The organism is Acetohalobium arabaticum DSM 5501 (assembly GCF_000144695.1).
Taxonomy (GTDB): Bacteria; Bacillota; Halanaerobiia; order Halobacteroidales; family Acetohalobiaceae; genus Acetohalobium; species Acetohalobium arabaticum.
Genome location: NC_014378.1, coordinates 1,873,266 through 1,892,947, shown reverse-complemented (window position 1 = coordinate 1,892,947; position 19,682 = coordinate 1,873,266). Strand labels below are relative to the sequence as shown.

Below are 19,682 nucleotides of genomic sequence, written 5' to 3'. Positions count from 1 at the left end.
CATCATATGGTTAATTATTTACATAACATAATTAGATTTCTAATATTTGATTTAATAGTAAAATATCAGAAAAGCTTTCAAATTATGATAAAGAAAAAATAGTTTATTATATTAATATTCAAAGGAGGAGAATAAGTTGGAGATTTTAGTATGTGTTAAACAGGTTCCTGAAACTAAGGATGTAGAAGTTGATGAAAATGGTAATTTAATTCGTGATGGGGTAGATTCTATAATGAACCCTTATGACATGTATGCTCTTGAAACTGCATTACAGTTAAAAGAAGAGCATGGAGGAACAGTTACAGCTATTACTATGGGACCTCCCCAGGCTAAAGAAGTACTTAAAGAAGCCTATATGATGGGAGCAGATAGAGGATATCTTCTATCTGATATTAAGTTTGCCGGGGCTGATGTGTTAGCTACCAGTTATACTCTGGCTCAGGGGTTAGAAGTAATTGGCCTCAAGGATGGCTATGATTTGATTATCTGTGGTATGGAGAGTACTGATGGAGATACTGCTCAGGTTGGTCCTGCTATAGCAGAAACTTTAGACATTCCTCATGTAGCTTATGTTAGTTCGATAGAGGAGTCTACTAAAGATAAGATAGTTGTGGAAAAAGATATGGCTGATACAATTGAGATAGTTGAATTCAGTTATCCAGGCTTAATTACTGTAACTAAGCATGTAAAGCAGCCGCGCCTGCCTTCTTATAAACTCAAATTAGAAACCCAGGATAGGGAGATTAATACTCTTACATTCGATGATTTACCTGATGATGATGAGACGAATTTTGGATTAAAAGGTTCGCCAACTCAGGTAGAAAAGGTATTCCCACCTGATGATGATATTGAGCAGGTTATGTGGGATGGAACTGGCGAAGAATTATCTGATAAAATGTATAATGAGTTAAAGGAGTTGAAGATGATATGAGCAACTATACTATAGATTATGCAAACTGTACTTTGTGTGAAGAATGTATTGAGGCTTGTCCCTTTGATGCTATAGAAATAGTAGATGATAAAGTTGAAATAAATGCTGCCTGTAAAGCTTGTGGAATCTGTGTTGATACTTGTCCAGAAGGCGTTATTCAACCTGTTGAGGATGAACGGGAAGCCGTTAATAAGGATGAGTATAGTGATGTATTAGTCTTTGCTGAACAGCTGGAAGGCGAGATTCATCCTGTAACTTATGAATTAATGGGTAAGGGTAGAGAATTAGCTGATAAGATAGATCAGGAACTCCATGTAATCTTGCTTGGACATAATCTAACAGATCAGACTGATGAAATTCTTGCTCATGGGGCTGATAAAGTGTATGTTTATGATCAAGAAGAATTACATCATTATAATGTTCAGCCTTATGCAACAGCAATCGAAGACTGTATTAAAAGAACTAAGCCTACTATTGTATTGATAGGAGCTACGTCTATCGGTCGTTCTCTTGCTCCGCGGGTTGCTACTAGATTCAGAACCGGTTTAACTGCTGATTGTACTATTCTGGATGTTAGAGAGAATACTGATTTAGTACAGACTCGGCCTGCCTTCGGTGGTAACATTATGGCGAGAATCCTGACTACCAGACACCGGCCGCAGATGGCTACTATGCGTTATAAGGTTATGGAGCCGATTCCAAGGGTTGAGAATCCAACTGGTGAGGTTGTAGAGTTCAGCGTTTCGAAAGAAAAATTAGAAACAAGAGCTAAGATTTGTGAGATTACCAAGAAGCCAGACGTAGAAAGTATAGAAGATGCTGATGTTATTGTGGCAGTTGGTCGAGGAATTAGAGAAGAGAAGGATTTAGAGATGGCACAGGAACTTGCTGATTTATTAGGGGGGAAATTAGGAACTACTCGGCCGCTGATTGAAAAAGGCTGGACTGAACATAAGCAACAGATTGGCTTGAGCGGTAGAACAGTACGTCCAGAATTAATAATTACATTGGGAATTTCGGGAGCAGTTCAGTTTGTAGCTGGCATGAAGAATTCAGAGAATATCTTTGCTGTAAATAATGATCCTGAGGCGAATATCTTTGATGTAGCACATTATGGAGTAGTAGGAGATCTTTACGAAGTTCTTCCTAGATTGATTGAAAAGATCAAGAATGGAGAGAATATTTTAGCTAGTTAAGCAAGTCTCTTGCATAATTATGCTTAGAAATTATGTGATTTACTTAAGTAGTTATTGTGATAGTACTCAAATAAAGGAGGAAGATTGATGAGTTATAATAAGGTTACTGAGGAAGATATAAAGTGTTTAGAAGAAATCTTAGACTCTGATCGAGTTACTATAAAAGAAAACATTAATGAAGATTATGCTCATGATGAGTTGGCTGAGCTTAAAGTATATCCTGAGGTAATGGTGGAACCTGAAACAACAGAAGAGGTATCTGAAATTATGAAATTAGCCTCGGAAAGAAATATTCCGGTAACCCCGCGGGGAACCGGAACAGGACTCTGTGGTGGAGCAGTAGCTATGGAAGGCGGAATTCTGCTACTAACTACTGCCATGGATGAGATTATTGAGATTGATGAAGAAAATTTAACAGCTAAAGTTCAACCGGGAGTTATTTTGATGAGCTTTGCCGAAAAAGTAAATGATTTAGGCTTTATGTATCCTCCAGATCCCGGGGAAAAGAGTGCAACTTTAGGCGGTAATGTCTTAACTAATGCCGGCGGGATGAGAGCTGTTAAGTATGGCGTTACTAGGGATTATGTATTGGGAATGGAGATTGTATTACCTAATGGTGAAGTTATTAATACTGGTGGAAAAGTAGTTAAGAACAGTTCTGGTTACAGTATTAAAGACTTGATGGTCAGCTCTGAGGGAACATTGGGAATTGTTACTGAAATTACTTTGAAGCTGATACCGTTACCTAAAAAGCAGCTTACTCTCTTAATTCCCTTTGATAGCCTAGATGAGGCTATTGATACTGTACCGGAGATTATTAATGCCAAAATAGTTCCGACTGGAATTGAGTTTATGGAACGGGAAGTATTATTGGCAGCGACTGATTACTTAGGAAAGGGATTTCCTGAGACTTCTGCACCGGCTTATCTGTTATTGACCTTCTATGGTAATGATAATGAAGAGTTAGAGAAAAAGTATGAAGCAGCAGCTGATGTATGTCTGGATAATGATGCCTATGATGTTTATATTGCTAATACAGAAGAAAGACAGGATGTTATCTGGGACACAAGAGGAGCTTTGCTGGAAGCACTAAAGGCTGTAAGCCATTTAGATGAATGTGATGTAGTTGTACCTAGAAATAGAGTTGCTGAGTTTGTAAAGTATACTCATAAATTAGAAGAAAAACATGATTTAAGAATCCGGAGTTTCGGCCATGCTGGAGACGGTAATCTGCATATTTATACTTTAAAAGATGATTTAGATGAAGAGACTTGGCATGAGAGAAATAAAGCTGTAATGGATGATATGTATGCTAAGGCTAGAGAGATGAAAGGACAGGTATCAGGAGAACATGGAATTGCTTATGCGAAAAAAGAATATCTTCATGAAGATATAGGCAAGACACAGGTTGAATTAATGAAAGGGATTAAGGAAGTCTTTGATCCACAGAACATTCTAAACCCAGGTAAGACTGTCTAGTCTATAAAGCTAAACTTTCTTCTTTCTGAATAATGCATTAAGGGATTCTCTAATATTGGGGAATCCCTTTTTATTTTTAAATATAGCAGGAATAATTTACTTTATTATAGAAGTAAGTGAATAGTGTGACGAATATTTAGATTAAAGGGTTGAGTTAGTAACTAGATAGGAGAGAGAGTATGTCAATTTTTAAACCGATTAAAAATAAGAGGATCTATCAACAGATAATAGAACAAGTTCGAGAATTGATTGCTGATGGTACATTAGAGCCTGGAGATAAATTGATGTCAGAGCGAGCTATGGCTGAGAAGCTGGATGTCAGCCGTGCTTCCATTAGAGAAGCCTTTAGTGTGTTGGAAATGTTAGGTTTAATTGAAAGCAGGCCAGGAGAGGGAACCTTTATTACTGATGCAGATTCAAATGCTTTAATTGAACCTTTGGCTTTGGTATTAATGATAGATCAGGATAATGTTTTTGAATTACTGGAGATTCGCAAAATAATTGAAGTAGGTAATGCAGGTTTAGCAGCAGAGCGGGCTACAGATGAAAAACTAAAAGAGATGAAAGAGGCTTTGAGTTTAATGAGGAAACAGAGATCTACAGGAGAAATGGCTTCTGATGCAGATTTCAAGTTTCATTTTGCGGTAGCTAAGGGGACTGGAAATAAAATTTTGGTAAAGATAATGCATGTAATTGCTGATTTATTGTATAATTCTATCGGAATGAATCTGCAGCAGATGTATAAAGTAGAGGGGAATTCAGAAATGATAATTCAGCAGCATAAAAATATATATAAAAATATAATGGAAAAGAATGTTAGAGGCGCTAAACAGGCAATGTACCACCATCTAGAAGCAGCAAGAGAAGAAATACTGTGGATTATTAAAGAAAGCAATAGACTAAAAGATGAGACTTAATATTAATTAAGTTTAAAGTCTTGACATTTTTCTGACAATTTAATATAATTAACCTAACAAACATAAATTATCTTTTACATAATGATAATTTTTTTATCTAGTTGTTATAATATAAAATATTTTTACAATTCATTGATCATATTTTTTTAGGGTGAATGGTCATACCATCAGTTGGATATAAATTTGAATATCATATAATTTTTAGTGATCAGGAAAGGGGGAGTAAATAACTGTAGTAAAAAAATAAAAATTCATTAATATTTATAGTAAAAAATCAAAATTACAATAAGGGGGATAAAATTAATGAGTTTAACTATGTCTGCTTTGATAGCTACTCTTCCAATTGTGGTAGTAGGGATTTTAATGGTAGGCTTTATGTGGTCATCTAACAAAGCGATGCCGTTAGGGTTTTTAACTGCAGCCATAATAGGGCTGGTTTTTTGGGATATGCCGATGAAATGGGTTACTGCTTCTACGATTAGTGGAGTAATAAATGCTTTCTCAATTTTATTAATTGTGTTTGGTGCTATCTTAATTTTGAAGACTCTTCAGGGTGCTGGTGCTGTTGATAGTATTGGAGCTAGTTTAACTGGAGTTACTAAGGATCGTCGTGTGCAGGTGCTTTTAATTGCTTTTCTATTAGGTTCTTTCTTTGAGGGAGCTGCTGGTTTTGGTACACCTGCTGCTGTGGGTGCGCCGCTATTAGTAGGATTAGGTTTTCCTCCATTAGTAGCTGCAATTGTTGCCTTGATCTGTGATAGCGTTTCGGTAAGTTTTGGAGCAGTAGGAGTTCCAATCTGGGGTGGATTTGCTGCGCTGGAAGGTGTAGTTAACCTACCAGAAGGCATGACCTTCTTACAGTTCCTACAAAATATCGGTGTCTATACTGCTTTCTTACATTTTATTGTTGGTTCCTTTATTCCATTAGTTGCAGTATTAATGACGACTAAAATAACAAAAGGTTCTTTTAAAGATGGACTGGAAATCTGGCCTTTAGCATTATTTACAGGTTTATCTTATACTATCCCTTCTACAATTATTGCTTATATTAGTGGTCCTGAGCTTCCGGCCTTAATGGGTTCGTTGATAGCGATTCCAATTATAGTATTTGTAGTTTCCCAGGGCTGGCTGGTTCCCGAAGATGAATGGGAATTCAAACCTCAAAGTGAATGGGATAGTAGCTGGATAGGAGATATTGAGCCTGGTGATAGCGATGTTGAAGCTGAAATGTCTGCTTTCATGGCTTGGTTACCATATGTTTTAATTGGATTAATATTATTAGTAGGTCGATTAGAAGTCTTTGGTTTGACGCCGCTTTTAAAGTCAGTTTCATTCGGCTGGACTGAAATCTTCGGTACTTCTGCCGGTAGTACAATTACTCCTTTTTATAATCCGGGAATATTTCCTTTTATCTTTATTGCAATTTTAATGCCGATGATTTATGGCATGAAAGGAGAGAAGGTTGCAAAGGCCTGGAAGGATACATTTAAAACGCTTCTTCCAGCAGCAGTTGCTTTAGTATTTACTCTAGGAATGGTTAAGATAATGATGAATTCCGGACCGGCTGTTGGCGGCGATTCTATGTTGGTTGTAATGGCCAAAGCCGCTGCAAGTTTAACTGGTAGACTCTGGATTTTACTGGCTTCTATTGCTGGAATTTTAGGTTCCTTTATTTCAGGTAGTGCTACTGTATCAGACATTATGTTTGCCAACTTTCAGTATGCTACAGCTCTGGAAATCAATGCGCCGCGAACTATCATTTTAGCCCTACAGGCTATAGGTGGAGCAGCTGGAAATATGATCTGTATCCATAATGTAGTAGCTGCTTGTGCTACAGTAGGGATAGTAGGAAAAGAAGGCTTGATTATTAGAAAGAACTTATTTGTTGCCTTAGCTTATGGACTATTAGCTGGAATTGCTGCTTGGATTCTAATTACCCTTCAGCCTGGTATATTCTAAAGGTTAAGGTTTAAGTTACTGATATTAGTGGGGATTTGCTGATATAGATAATAATAAGGTTGGTAAAGATAATTCTATTTATCTTTACCGGCCATCTTGTTTTTTAGTAATAATGGCTAGACCACTAGTCCTTATTTAGATCAAAGGTTTGATAGATTATAAATTTAGAAGTAAGATAGATAATATAATTTAAATCTAAAAAGGAGTGAGTGAATTGTTTAGTAAATCTGTTATCGATAAATTTAATGATGTTGTTGGGGCGGAGTATGTTTTGACCAGTAAGGAGGAATTACTCAGTTATTCTTATGATTCTACTGCAGGTATGGAATCAATGACGCCTGAGCTGGTAGTTAAGCCGGCGAATACAGAAGAAGTAGCTGAGGTAGTTAAAGTAGCTAGTGAAGAAAAGATCAATATAATTCCTCGAGGAGCAGGAACTAATCTATGTGGGGGAACTATTCCGATTGAAAATAGTGTAGTAGTTGTATTAACTAGAATGGATAAGATTTTGGAGATTGATGAAGAGAACTTAACAGCGACAGTAGAAGCAGGAGTTATTACTGAAGAATTATGTAATAGAGTTGAGGCGAAAGAGTTACTGTTTCCGCCTGATCCAGGAAGTATGTCAGTTTCTACAATCGGTGGTAATATTGCTGAGTGTGCTGGCGGACTGCGGGGCTTAAAGTATGGTGTTACCAAGGATTATGTAATGGGCCTAGAGATAGTCTTACCCAATGGTAAAATAATTGAAATAGGCGGTAAAACAGTTAAGAATGTAACCGGTTATGACTTACCAAATTTATATACCGGTTCGGAAGGGACATTAGGTATTATAACAAAAGCAACTTTAGAATTAATTCCAGCACCTGATACCCGCAAGACTATGTTGGCTATATTTGATGAACTGGATGATGCAGCTGAGACAATATCTAGTATCATTAGTAATAAAGTAATACCTGTTACCTTAGAGATTATGGATCAGGTAACTATTAAGACAGTTGAAGCATTTGCTGAAATCGGTCTGCCTACTGATGCAGAAGCAGTTTTATTAATTGAGGTAGATGGTCTTGAAGAGGTAGTAGAACGTGATTATAAGAAAGTAATTAAAATTTGTGAAGAGCATAATGCACGTGAGGTTGAACTGGCAAAAAGTGATGAAGAAAGGGATGAGCTCAAAGCAGCCAGAAAATCATCCTTTTCTGCTTTAGCAAGAGAAAAGCCGACAACTATTCTTGAGGATGCAACAGTTCCGCGTAGTAATATCCCGGCTATGATTAAGGGGATTAGAGAGATAGCAGAGAGATATGACTTAAAGATTGGAACTTTTGGCCATGCTGGAGATGGAAACTTACATCCTACGATTCTAGCTGATGAACGCGACGAAGAAGAAATGGAACGAGTGCATAAAGCTGTGGAAGAAATCTTTGATTTAGCGTTAGAATTAGATGGCACATTATCTGGTGAACATGGTATCGGAAGTGCCAAAGTTGGCTTTATGACTCAAGAGATAGGAGAGGATGGTTTACAGGCTTTAAGAGATCTAAAATATGCTCTAGATCCTAAAGGATTATTTAATCCACATAAATTAATTGGAGCTGATGATAATGAGTAAAGTATTACAAGAAATTGAAGATGAGCTTGCCAACTGTGTAAAATGCGGCCTCTGTAGAGAGGTTTGTCCTATCTTTACTGAATTGGATAATGAGGCTGCAGTAGCCAGGGGTAAGGTTAATTTAATGGAAAGTGTTTTAAATGAAGACTTAGAATTGACAGATAAATATAAAGAATTTATGGAATTATGCCTATTATGTAAAGCCTGCGCAGATAACTGTCCCTGTGGAGTAGAAGTTGATAAGTTGGTTCTTAAAGCTCGAGAGGAGTTAGCTGACGAAAAGGGATTATCGGTCCTTAAAAAAGGAATTTTCAGTATAGTAGGTAATAAGACATTATATCCTATTGCTATGAAATTAGGAGCAAACTTTCAGGGGTTAGCTTTTAAAGAGAATGATGGACCACAGTCTGGTAATAATATAAGACTAGGGGGATTAGGTCTGGATAAAGATAGAGTGGTACCTAATTTAGCAACTGAACATTTTAGAGATAAATATCCTGAAGTGATAGAGGTTGATAATCCTGAAGGTAGGGTAGCTTTCTTTACTGGATGTGCTATTAATTATATAGAACCTAAGGTTGGAGAAGCAGTAGTTAATGTATTGACAGAAAATAATATTGAAGTTGTAATTCCTGAAGAGCAGCAGTGTTGTGGATTAGCAATAAATAGTTATGGGGATGTAGATACGGCTAAAGAATTAGCAAAGAATAATATAGAAGCGATAAATAGTTATGATGTAGATGCGATTGTGACTGCCTGTGGTTCTGGAGGTAGTACTTTAAGAGAGGAATATCCAGAGTGGTTAGAGAAGACAGAATTTGAGGCTGAAGTCTATGATATTTCTGAATACTTAGTGGATGTTGTTGGAATTGATCGTGAAAAGCTAGGGTCTGTAAGGAAAAAGGTAACTTATCATGATTCATGTCATTTAAGCAGAGGGATGGGAGTAACTGAACAGCCTAGAGAGATATTAGAAGCAATACCTGGTCTCTACTTTGAAGAAATGGAAGAACCTAACCGCTGCTGTGGCTCTGCTGGAACGTTTAATATTGCTCATTATGATTTGTCTATGGATATTCATCGTCATAAGACAGAAGATATTAAACAGACAGGAGCGGATACTGTAGCTGCAGGTTGTTTAGCTTGCTTAATGCAGATTGTTGATGGTCTAAATAAAGCTGATTTGGATAAAGATGTAGTTCATACAGTTCAGCTGTTAGACGAGGCTTATCAGAAAGGCAAGGAAAATAATTAAAGAAAAAAGGGAGGGATAAAAGTGACTACTGTAAAATTACCTTATGGAAAAGAAAAATTGACTTTGGAGCTTCCTGAAGATGAACTTAAAGGTGTTTTAACTTCTCAAACCCATGAATATACAGTTGAAAAATCAGAGAAAGAATTAGTAAAAGAGGCTCTAGCTGAGCCTATTGGAACTCCTACTTTACAGGAGTTAGCCCAGGATAAAGAAGAAATTGTAATTATTTCCAGTGATCATACTCGTCCTGTGCCCAGCCATGTAACGATGCCTATTTTATTAGATAAGATTAGGGCTGGAAATCCAGAAGCGGAGATTACAATTTTAGTTGCTACTGGGTTCCACCGTGCTTCAACAGAAGAAGAACTTAGGGATAAGTACGGAGATGAAATTGTTGACAATGAGAGAATTATTAATCATGACTGCCGTGATGAAGATAGTTTAGTGGAAATTGGCACTCTACCTTCCGGAGGAGACTTGATTTTAAATCAGTTGGCTGTTGAAGCTGATTTGTTAATAGCAGAAGGATTTATTGAGCCTCATTTCTTTGCCGGATTTTCTGGTGGGCGAAAGAGTATTCTACCTGGAATTGCCAGCAAGAAGACTGTGTTAGCCAATCATTGTGCAGAGTTTGTAGGCCATGATCACGCAAGGACCGGTATTTTAGACGGTAATCCTATGCATGAAGATATGCTTTATGCAGCTGAAGAAGCAGGTTTGGACTTTATTCTCAACGTAGCTATTAATGAAGAAAAGAAAGTAATTAATGCTTTCGCTGGTCATTATCAAGAAGCACATTTAGAGGGATGTGATTTTGTTACGAAGCTGGCCGGAGCCGAATCTAAACCGGCTGATATAGTAGTAACTACTAATGGCGGTTATCCATTGGATCAGAATATTTATCAGTCGGTTAAGAGTATGACGGCGGCTGAGGCCACCTGTAATGAAAACGGAGTTATTATAATAGCTTCGGAATGTTCAGATGGACATGGTGGAGAGGGCTTTTACCGTACTTTTGCTGAAGCTGAAACTGTACCTGAGGTTATGGAAGAAATTGAAGTTAGAGGTAGAAATGAAACAGTTCCCGACCAATGGGAGTCACAGGTTCTAGCCCGGATTCTTTTACAGTTTGAAGTAATTATGGTTACTGATGCCCCGCGGGAAATGGTAGAAGATATGCATATGAAGTGGGCTTCTGATATAGACGAAGCAGTAACAATGGCTAAGGAAATAGTTAATAATGATAATCCTGAAATTACTGTAGTACCTGATGGTGTTTCAGTTATAGTTAAATAATTTAAATATTTTTTCTAGATAGAAAGTTTACAACTGATTTTTTACCAAGAGATTCTCTATATCATATAGAGAATCTCTTTTATTTTGTATTTCTTAATTAATTTTTCAGATATAGCAGGAATAATTTACTTTATTATAGAAACAAATAATTAATGTGACTAATATTTATTTAGATTTAAATTAAAAGGGTTGAGTTAGCAACTAGATAGGAGAGAGAAAGTATGTCAATTTTTAAACCGATTAAAAATAAGAGAATTTATCAACAGATAATAGAACAGATTCGGGAATTAATTACTGATGGAACTTTAGAGCCGGGAGATAAATTGATGTCAGAACGGGCTATGGCCGAAGAATTAGATGTCAGCCGCGCTTCCATTAGAGAAGCATTTAGTGTGTTGGAAATGTTAGGTTTAATTGAAAGTAGGCCAGGAGAGGGAACCTTTATTAAAGAGATGAAAGAAGATAAAGTAGTGGAGCCGTTAGCTTTAATTCTGGCTGGAGATACAGATAATGTGTTTGAATTAATAGAGGTTAGAAAAATATTAGAGGTTGAAAGTGCTGCTTTGGCAACTAAACGGGCTACTGAAGAAGATATTGAAAGAATAGGTGAAGTCATTCAGGATATGGAACAGGATGTCAAAGAAGGTAGATTAGGGGATCAAGCAGATGTTAAATTCCATATTGCAATAGTTAAAGCCACACATAATCAGATGTTTACTAAAGTTATGTATACTATTTCTGATCTGTTGATTCAAGCTATTGGTCAAAGTAGACAGAAATTATTTACTGTTGAAGGTAATAATGAGATGTTATATAAACAGCATAAAAAGATTTATGAAAATATAGCTGCAAAAAAACCGCAGCTGGCTCGAGAAAGTATGTATAATCACTTAGAAACAACAAAGAATGAGCTAGAAAAATTAATGAAATAAATTTATAATCGGTAACTTTATCATCAAGACATAAAGTTAAGTAGCTATCAATATTTTATTATTGGTAGCTTTTTATTTTGGTCTATTATTGACATATGTTCAAAAAGTGGTTATAATATAATTACCAGGACATAATAGGAGGAGTTTATATGGCATTAAAGACCGAGAAAGACTCAAAAGTTAGAGGAATTATAAGTGATATACGGTGGCAGACAGACTTACATTTGACTTCACAGCGAAAGGTTATTCTTGAGACACTTATTGAAAATAGTGACCAACATCTTTCGGTGGATGATATCTATAGTTTAATTAAAGAAAAGAATGATTTTATTGGACTAGCAACAATCTATCGCAATCTAGACTTGCTTGAAGAGTTGGGAGTAGTTGTAAAGCGGAATTTTGATGATAAGTCAGCTAAATATGAATTCATATTTGGAGATAAACTTAAACATCACCATTTAATCTGTGAATCATGCGGTAAAGTTATGGAGATTGAGAATTTTCTTCCTGATGGTCTAAAAGAAGAAGTAATGGAGACTAAAGAGTTTCAAATTACAGATTATTCGCTGCAGATATATGGATATTGTAAAGAATGTAGAAGTAATTCGTGAATAGTAATTGAGAATAAATATTTCAGTTTTCCTAATAATATAAGTGATTATCATAGGTGTTAGCTTAAGATTAATTTTGGGAAACTGCAACTTTATATCAATTAAGTGATATATGAAAAATTCAGCTGAGAATAATCTAATATTTATTGACATATGATCAAAACTATGTTATAATGTTCCTGTGTTTCAAGTCAGCAACAAATATAAAAAAGGAGTTGGTATTAATGAAGATTGCAGTAACTGCTAGTAATAATACAGGACTAGAAACGGAAGTAGACCCGCGTTTTGGACGGGCTTCTTATTTTGCTATCATTGATTCAGAATCAATGGAGGTAGAATTTATAGATAATTCTGCTGCTAATGCTTCTAGTGGAGCAGGTATTGAAGCAGCTCAAATGGTATCAGACCAAGGAGTAGAGGAGTTAATTTCAGTAAAGGTAGGACCTAAAGCTTTTAAGGCACTACAATCTGCTGGGATTGATATATATACTGTAGATGGAGGAAGCCTAAAAGAAGTAGTTGAAGCCTATAAGGCTGGAGAGTTAGATAAGTTAGATAACCCAACTAATCCCGGGCACATGGGATAAATAGATAGGATGATTAGTCATGAAGATAACTGTTTTAAGCGGCAAAGGAGGTACAGGTAAGACTACTGTAGCTACCAATTTAGCTTTATCATTGGATAATGTACAGTTTATCGATGCTGATGTAGAAGAACCGAATTCTTATATCTTTGTTAAACCGGATTTTGCTGATAGATCTGAATTGGTTCTGCGGGAAGTACCAGAGATTGATGAGGAGAAATGTACGAATTGCCAGCAGTGTATAGATTTCTGTGAATATAATGCTTTAGCTCTATTTGGTGATAATTTAATGGTTTTTCCTAAATTATGCCACAGCTGCGGCGGTTGTAAACATATCTGTCCTGAAGAGGCTATTACAGCTAAAGATAGAAAGACAGGAGAGATTAGATGGGATCCTGATATTAATGGTTTAGAGTTCTGGCAGGGTGAATTGAATATCGGTGAGATATCAGCGGTACCGGTGATTGAAAAGTTAAAGGAGTATACTAATGAAGATAAAACAGTAATTATGGATGCGCCTCCAGGGACTACCTGTCCTACTGTAGAGGCGGTTACTGATAGTGATTACTGTATTCTGGTTACTGAACCTACCCCCTTTGGTCTCCATGATCTTAAGATGGCAGTAGAGGTAGTCAAAAAGCTTAAAAAGCCTTACGGTGTAGTTATTAATCGTTCTGAAGAAGATGGAGACGGGATTATTGAAGAGTACTGTAATGTAGAAGGAATTCCAATTCTACTGCGGATTCCATTTCAGCGGGAGATAGCTGAACTCTATTCAGAAGGGATTCCTTTTGTAGAAGAGATGCCTGAGTGGCGTGAGCATTTTCAAGAAGTTGTTTGTGAAGCAAAGAAGGTGGTAGAATGAAGAAAGTAACAGTGATTAGCGGTAAAGGCGGTACCGGTAAGACAATAGTAACTGCCAATTTAACTGCTTTAGCCCAAGATTTAGTCTTGGCTGATTGTGATGTAGATGCACCTAATATGCATCTGTTAATGAAACCTAAAATTTTAGAGGAGCAGAGCTATAAAGGTGGTAAAGTGGCAGTTAAAGATGAAGAAGAATGTATTGACTGCGGCCTCTGTAAGAAGCTCTGTAATTTTGGAGCAGTAACTGATGATTATGAAATAGATGAAGTTAAGTGTGAGGGATGCGGTTTATGTGCAGCTAAGTGTCCTACTGATGCCTTACAGCTTACTGTAGAAAAGACAGGGAATATTTTCTTATCCCGTTCACGATTTGGGCCTATGGTTCATGCTAAACTGGGAATTGGAGCTGAAAATTCGGGAAAGTTAGTTAGTGAAGTAAGCCAGAAAGCAGAAGAGATTGCTAAAGAACAGGAAAAGGATTTAGTCTTGATCGATGGTTCCCCGGGAATTGGATGTCCGGTTGTTGCTTCTTTAAATGGAGCTGATATGACTCTGATTGTAACAGAGCCGACTAAGTCTGGACTGGCTGATTTAAAACGAGTTTTACAGGTAACTGAACATTTTGGAATTAATGCTTTAGTAATTATCAATAAATCTGATTTAAATGAAGATATAACTGTTGAGATAGAAGAATTCTGCCAGCAGCAGGATATTATGTTAGCAGGTAAGATTCCCTTTGATTCAAAAGTAGTAGAGGCAATGCGTCAGGGAGAATTAATTGTTGATTATAATCCTGAAAGTAGAGTAACGGCTGCTTTAAAAGGGATCTGGAAGAGAGTAAATAATAAACTTAAGGAGTGATTTTGATGAAAAAGATAGCAGTACCTACTGATGGTGATAATGTAGCACAACACTTTGGTCGCTGTCCGCAGTATACTATTGTAGAAGCTGATGGAGATGAAATAAAGAGTAAAGAATTAATTGAAAATCCAGGCCATAAACCGGGATTTTTGCCTAAGTATCTGAATGAACGTAATGTAGATGTTGTTTTAGCTGGAGGAATGGGACGTAGAGCTAAAGATTTATTCGATCAGAACGGAATTGAATCAGAGACTGGTGTAACTGGTGTGGTAGATGAAGCTATTGAAGAGTATTTAGCTGGAAACTTGGATGCAGAAGGAGATATCTGTGACCATGATGAACATGACTGTGACCACTAAATTTGAAGGAGGGATAGTCAATAATGTATGAATTAGAGGATGGAAAATTCAAACTGGAATACGGTAGTGTAAATGAAGGGATGATTTCAGTAGCCAGCGGGAAAGGCGGTGTAGGTAAGTCTACTATAACTGTAAATTTGGCAGTTTCTTTAAGTGAATTAGGTAAAAAAGTAGGAATTATCGATGCTGATATTCGAGGATTTAGTATTCCCAGAATTCTAGGTTTAACAGAAGAACCAGAGGGCATAGATGATAAAAAGTTAAAGCCACCGGTTGCTAAAGGGATTAAGGTTATGTCGATGGGATCTTTAGTTCAAGAAGAAGATCCTATTATCTGGCGGGCACCTATGCTGCATGGAATTTTAGAACAGTTCATGACAGAAGTGCAGTGGGGAGAACTGGATTATCTATTATTTGATTTACCGCCGGGTACCGGTGATATGCCGTTAAATATTATGCAGCAGTTGCCTGATTCGGAGATAGTGATTGTAACTACTCCTCAGATTGCAGCTACTAATGTAGCCGGTCGAATTGGAAAAATGGCCGATAAATTGGAATGTGAAACATTAGGAGTAGTAGAGAATATGTCTTATTATCAATGTTCTGACTGTGGGAATAAAGAGTATATCTTCGGTCAAGGCGGAGGTAAAGCCATGGCTGAGAGATTGGAAACAGAACTTCTAGGTGAGTTACCTTTATTACCAGCAGTTAGAGAAGATAGTGACCAAGGAAAATCAATTATACTGGAAGAGCCTGAGTCAGATGTAAGTAAAGAATTTATCTCTATTGCTAAGAAAATTATGGATAAGCATCTCTAGTTTTGATCGGCTTCCGTTAATTCGGAAGCCGATTTTTAAATAAAGAGGCAAGTGTGAAATATTAGATTACTTCTTGACATATGATCATAAATACGTTATAATAAAGTTGTAATGAACAAATGATCAAAAAAATAAAGTAAGGAGTGATGCAGATGCCTTGCGGAGACGGAACAGGTCCAGAAGGATTTGGCCCTATGACAGGTAGAGGTGCTGGTTTTTGTGCAGGTTATAATGTGCCAGGTTATATGAATGATGGTCCTAGACGAGGAATGGGAAGAGGTTTAGGACGCGGCCGCGGCATGGGCAGACGCGGTGCTGGTAGACGAGCAATGGGTCGTAGAAGAACACCAGCCTACCGTCCACGTCCAGTTAATAATTCCAATGTAGATCAAACAGAAGCAGAAGTTAATTATTTACAGCAAGAAAAAGAAGCATTAGAAAATGAGTTAGAAGCAATTCAGGAACGAATTTTAGAATTAAAAGATGATAATAAAGAATAATTAGTAAAAATAGCCTACCTAATTTTCAGGTAGGCTATTTTTTTTGATAAATAATAGTGATCTCTCTTGATTGATATCTACTAGGAATATGATATAATAATAATATAATTAATCTAAATGAATTAAATGAGAATGGAGTTGATAATATGGGACGTCCACCTAAAGAACGTCGGGTTGGTTATATACCAGAAGTTAAGTTTTTTAAGCCAGTAGGCATTCCTAAGCGGGAATTAAAAGAGGTTAGCCTTACTATTGAAGAAGTAGAAGCGATTCGGCTCAAGGATAAAGAAGATTTAACGCAGCAAGAAGCATCTGAACGGATGGAAGTTTCGCGGCCGACTTTTCAACGTATTTTGACTGAAGCAAGAAAAAAGATTACTGATGCTTTAATTGAAGGAAAGTCACTTAAATTTCGAGGAGGTAATTATAGGTTTAAGCCGCGCTGTGCAAAATGTGGTAGTGATTTTAATCCTAAACAGAAAAATGGAAGACACCGCTGGGGCCAGCAGGTCTGTCCACAGTGTGATTAGGGGGATAAAAATATGATAGGTAGATGACTGCTTCTTTGGTTTAATAGGCTATTGTGATATAGTCTGTAAATTAAAGAAGTTTTTTATCTACTCAAGAATAGATTAATAAAAAAGTCGTATGCTAACTAGCATACGACTCTTGATGATTATAATTTATAAACTTCTTCAGCCTTTAGAAGGTTAAATCCCTTTTCTTCTAGAACTGATATTGCGGCTGATATCTCTTCAACTCTAAAGACTACTAAAGCATCTTCTGAGGACTTTTCAATGAAGGCATACATATATTCAATATTTATATTTTCCTCTTTCAAAGCTGCCAATGCCTGCGATAGGCCTCCAGGATCATCGCTAACTTCGACAGCAATTACTTCAGTTTCGCTGACTGTGAAGTTTTTAGCCTTTAAAATTTCTAGAGCTTTTTTAGGCTGGTCAACGATCAGTCTCAGAATGCCGAAATCAGATGTATCAGCAATTGAAAGGGCCCTGATATTGATATCTTCTTTTCCCAAAACAGTAGTTACATCAGCTAACCTACCTGATTTGTTCTCTAGAAAAATAGAGATCTGTTTTACTTTCATTTGGTTGTAACCCCTTTCTTCTTATTTTCGCTTATCAATTACTCGTTTTGCTTTTCCTTCACTGCGGGGAATAGTATTTGGCTCTACCAATTTAACCTGAACTGAAATGCCTAAGACACTTTCAATTTCATGGTGAATCTTTCGTTCTAACTCTTCCAGGCGCCGAACTTCATCGGAAAAGATCTTATCAGAGACTTCAACCTGAATCTCTAATTTATCCAATCGTCCTTCTCGTTCAACTATTAATTGATAATGGGGCTCAGTTTCGCTGATATCCAGTAATACACTCTCAATCTGAGAGGGGAAGACATTGACTCCGCGGATGATTAACATATCATCGACGCGGCCGCTGACTCGCTCCATTCTAACTAAGGTACGGCCGCAGCTGCATTTTTCTTTATGGAGTACCGAAATATCTTTAGTTCTATATCTAATTACCGGTAGACCGGTCTTGGTAATAGTAGTAAAGACTAATTCTCCCTGCTTACCGTATCCTAATTTTTCACCAGTTTCTGGATCTATCACTTCGGGAATGAAGTGATCCTCAAAAATATGTAGTCCATTCTGAGCCTGGCATTCGGTAGCAACTCCGGGGCCGATGACCTCACTTAATCCATAAATATCGATTGCTGTAATGTTTAATAAGTCTTCAATCTCATCGCGCATACTGTCTGACCATGGTTCAGCACCGAAGATACCTGCTTGAAGTTCTGAATTTTTGATATCGAAGCCTAACTCTTCAGCCACCTCTGCAATATAGAGAGCATAGGATGGAGTACAGAGCAGAGCTGTACTGCCGAAATCATCCATTAATTTAATCTGTCGTTTAGTATTACCGCCGGAGATAGGGACTACTGAGGCTCCTACTTCTTCTGCTCCGTAATGAATTCCTAAACCGCCGGTGAATAGACCGTATCCAAAGGCATTCTGGACAATATCTCCCTTTTGAATTCCGGCAGCAGTCATAGTCCTAGCAATCAATTCAGTCCAGATTTCAATATCCTCTTCTGTATAGCCAACAACTGTAGGCTTACCAGTAGTTCCAGAAGAAGAATGGATTCTAACAATTTCGTCTAATGATACTGCAAATAAATCGAATGGATAGTTATCACGCAGATCATCTTTAGTAGTGAATGGGAGTTTGGATAAATCAGATAAGGAAGTAATATCTTCTGCTGCAACTCCCTTTTCGTCTAATTTCCTTCTATAAAAAGGAACATTTTCATAAATTCTCTGTATTGTTTGCTGTAGTCTTCTCACTTGTAGGTTAGTTAATTCTTTACGCTCAATTGCTTCATACTCTTTATTCCAGATCAAAATAGTCCCTCCTTGCTACTCGCTAAATTATGTTAGATATTTCCCATATTGTAACATATCAATCCTATTATATCAAGATTTATTATTGATCCTCTGCAGGTCAAGTTTGCACAGATTTTTTGTTTTTAAAGGAGTTATGTATTTTTTGTAGTAATAATTATTATACTATCTGCTATAGAAAGATTTTTGGTAATAAAATTTTAATTGATGGGAGTGAATTAATTTATGGACGATATAGAAAAGTTTGATATTGTAGTAATTGGCGGTGGACCGGCAGGTCTATCGGCAGCAATTAATGCTAAGATTAGAAATAAGGAAGTAGCTATCTTTGAGAATCAGCAGTTAGGCGGTAAGATCTGGGATGCTCCGCATGTGGATAATTATCTAGGATTTTATGATATTGATGGCCAAGAATTGGTTAATAAATTTATTGACCATATAAATAAATTGGAGATTCCCGTAATTAAAAAGAAAGTAATTCGGACTCTGTCTATGGGAGAATACTTTTCTATTACTACTAACCAGGAGAATTATGAAGCTGATAAAATAATTTTGGCTACAGGTGTTAATAATCCAAATCGGATTGATGGTGAAACAGAATTTCTAGGCCAGGGAGTTAGTTACTGTGCTACCTGTGATGGAAAGCTATTTAGAGGTAAAAAGGTGGCTGTACTTGGTTATGCCGAGGATAGTGTGGAAGAGACTAATTACTTAGCTGAACTGGCTGAAACTACTTACTTCATTCCAGAGGATGATCTTGATTATGAAGAGCTGGCTTCAGAGGTCGAAATAATTGAATCTGAACCAGAAGAGATCAAGGGTGATGGCTTTGTAGATGAATTGGTGCTGGAGGATAGAAGTTTAGAAGTGGCTGGAGTAATGATCCTTCGTCCTACTGTACCTACAGATGAGATTATAGATGGCCTGGATCTAGAGGATAATTATATCAAAGTTGATAGCAACTTTGAAACCAGTGTCGAAGGGGTCTATGCTGCTGGAGACTGTGTCGGCAAGCCGCTGCAGCTGCCGAAGGCAGTAGGAGAAGGACAGGTTGCTATTTTGAATGCAGTAGAATAGAAG

At 37.0% G+C, this 19,682-nt stretch carries 20 protein-coding genes; 18 read left to right on the top strand and 2 right to left on the bottom strand.

Translation table 11 applies throughout. The features are described from left to right. The first annotated feature begins 136 nt into the window (after positions 1-136). The 17 genes from acear_RS09280 to acear_RS09200 all read left to right on the top strand — a co-directional run bounded on the left by acear_RS09280 (position 137) and on the right by acear_RS09200 (position 16,707). Positions 137-931 carry an electron transfer flavoprotein subunit beta/FixA family protein gene (locus tag acear_RS09280; protein WP_013278756.1) on the top strand — a complete coding sequence of 265 codons (795 nt, stop codon included), beginning with the start codon at positions 137-139 and terminating at the stop codon, positions 929-931. Next, complete coding sequence (locus acear_RS09275) at positions 928-2,127, top strand: FAD-binding protein (protein WP_013278755.1); 1,200 nt, start codon at positions 928-930, stop codon at positions 2,125-2,127. Before acear_RS09280 ends, acear_RS09275 begins: the two co-directional genes overlap by 4 nt. 87 nt (positions 2,128-2,214) lie before the next feature. Then, complete coding sequence (locus acear_RS09270; RefSeq protein WP_013278754.1) at positions 2,215-3,606, top strand: FAD-binding oxidoreductase; 1,392 nt, start codon at positions 2,215-2,217, stop codon at positions 3,604-3,606. 179 nt (positions 3,607-3,785) lie between these two features. Beyond that, a complete protein-coding gene (locus tag acear_RS09265; RefSeq protein ID WP_013278753.1) occupies positions 3,786-4,523 on the top strand; it encodes a FadR/GntR family transcriptional regulator in 738 nt (245 codons plus the stop codon). 303 nt (positions 4,524-4,826) lie between these two features. Then, positions 4,827-6,482 (top strand): L-lactate permease, encoded by a 1,656-nt coding sequence (locus acear_RS09260; RefSeq protein ID WP_013278752.1) that lies wholly within the window; start codon positions 4,827-4,829, stop codon positions 6,480-6,482. Positions 6,483-6,696: 214 nt separating this feature from the next. Continuing rightward, a complete protein-coding gene (locus tag acear_RS09255) occupies positions 6,697-8,094 on the top strand; it encodes an FAD-binding oxidoreductase (protein WP_013278751.1) in 1,398 nt (465 codons plus the stop codon). Continuing rightward, on the top strand, positions 8,087-9,349 hold the full coding sequence (locus acear_RS09250; RefSeq protein ID WP_013278750.1) for a (Fe-S)-binding protein: 1,263 nt from the start codon (positions 8,087-8,089) through the stop codon (positions 9,347-9,349). The genes acear_RS09255 and acear_RS09250 overlap by 8 nt, the downstream gene beginning before the upstream one ends. Positions 9,350-9,370: 21 nt before the next feature. After that, positions 9,371-10,645, top strand: a complete 1,275-nt coding sequence (larA, locus tag acear_RS09245) for a nickel-dependent lactate racemase (RefSeq protein WP_013278749.1) — start codon at positions 9,371-9,373, stop codon at positions 10,643-10,645. Positions 10,646-10,866: 221 nt separating this feature from the next. Next, positions 10,867-11,577: a FadR/GntR family transcriptional regulator gene (locus tag acear_RS09240; protein WP_013278748.1), complete on the top strand. Its 711-nt coding sequence runs from the start codon at positions 10,867-10,869 to the stop codon at positions 11,575-11,577. Positions 11,578-11,726: 149 nt separating this feature from the next. Next, positions 11,727-12,188 carry a Fur family transcriptional regulator gene (locus acear_RS09235; protein WP_013278747.1) on the top strand — a complete coding sequence of 154 codons (462 nt, stop codon included), beginning with the start codon at positions 11,727-11,729 and terminating at the stop codon, positions 12,186-12,188. Positions 12,189-12,412: 224 nt separating this feature from the next. After that, positions 12,413-12,775, top strand: a complete 363-nt coding sequence (locus acear_RS09230; RefSeq protein ID WP_013278746.1) for a NifB/NifX family molybdenum-iron cluster-binding protein — start codon at positions 12,413-12,415, stop codon at positions 12,773-12,775. A gap of 19 nt (positions 12,776-12,794) precedes the next feature. Continuing rightward, the gene (locus acear_RS09225; RefSeq protein ID WP_013278745.1) at positions 12,795-13,637 is read left to right on the top strand and encodes an ATP-binding protein; all 843 of its coding nucleotides are present in this window, start codon (positions 12,795-12,797) and stop codon (positions 13,635-13,637) included. Continuing rightward, complete coding sequence (locus acear_RS09220) at positions 13,634-14,500, top strand: ATP-binding protein (protein ID WP_013278744.1); 867 nt, start codon at positions 13,634-13,636, stop codon at positions 14,498-14,500. Before acear_RS09225 ends, acear_RS09220 begins: the two co-directional genes overlap by 4 nt. A 5-nt stretch (positions 14,501-14,505) precedes the next feature. Continuing rightward, complete coding sequence (locus tag acear_RS09215) at positions 14,506-14,859, top strand: NifB/NifX family molybdenum-iron cluster-binding protein (RefSeq protein WP_013278743.1); 354 nt, start codon at positions 14,506-14,508, stop codon at positions 14,857-14,859. Positions 14,860-14,882: 23 nt separating this feature from the next. Next, entirely contained in the window at positions 14,883-15,677 is a 795-nt protein-coding gene (locus acear_RS09210) for an Mrp/NBP35 family ATP-binding protein (protein ID WP_013278742.1), read from the top strand. A gap of 152 nt (positions 15,678-15,829) precedes the next feature. Further along, positions 15,830-16,177 (top strand): DUF5320 domain-containing protein, encoded by a 348-nt coding sequence (locus acear_RS09205; RefSeq protein WP_013278741.1) that lies wholly within the window; start codon positions 15,830-15,832, stop codon positions 16,175-16,177. Positions 16,178-16,323: 146 nt separating this feature from the next. Beyond that, complete coding sequence (locus acear_RS09200) at positions 16,324-16,707, top strand: DUF134 domain-containing protein (protein ID WP_013278740.1); 384 nt, start codon at positions 16,324-16,326, stop codon at positions 16,705-16,707. A 146-nt stretch (positions 16,708-16,853) separates the two neighbouring features. On the opposite strand, the gene acear_RS09195 is transcribed toward acear_RS09200, so the two are convergent. Both acear_RS09195 and acear_RS09190 read right to left on the bottom strand, forming a co-directional pair. After that, positions 16,854-17,285 (bottom strand): ACT domain-containing protein, encoded by a 432-nt coding sequence (locus tag acear_RS09195; protein WP_013278739.1) that lies wholly within the window; start codon positions 17,283-17,285, stop codon positions 16,854-16,856. 21 nt (positions 17,286-17,306) lie between these two features. Continuing rightward, positions 17,307-18,602 carry a phenylacetate--CoA ligase family protein gene (locus tag acear_RS09190; RefSeq protein WP_013278738.1) on the bottom strand — a complete coding sequence of 432 codons (1,296 nt, stop codon included), beginning with the start codon at positions 18,600-18,602 and terminating at the stop codon, positions 17,307-17,309. 225 nt (positions 18,603-18,827) lie between these two features. On the opposite strand from acear_RS09190, the gene acear_RS09185 reads away from it, so the two are divergent. After that, complete coding sequence (locus acear_RS09185) at positions 18,828-19,679, top strand: NAD(P)/FAD-dependent oxidoreductase (protein ID WP_013278737.1); 852 nt, start codon at positions 18,828-18,830, stop codon at positions 19,677-19,679. Positions 19,680-19,682: the final 3 nt, after the last annotated feature.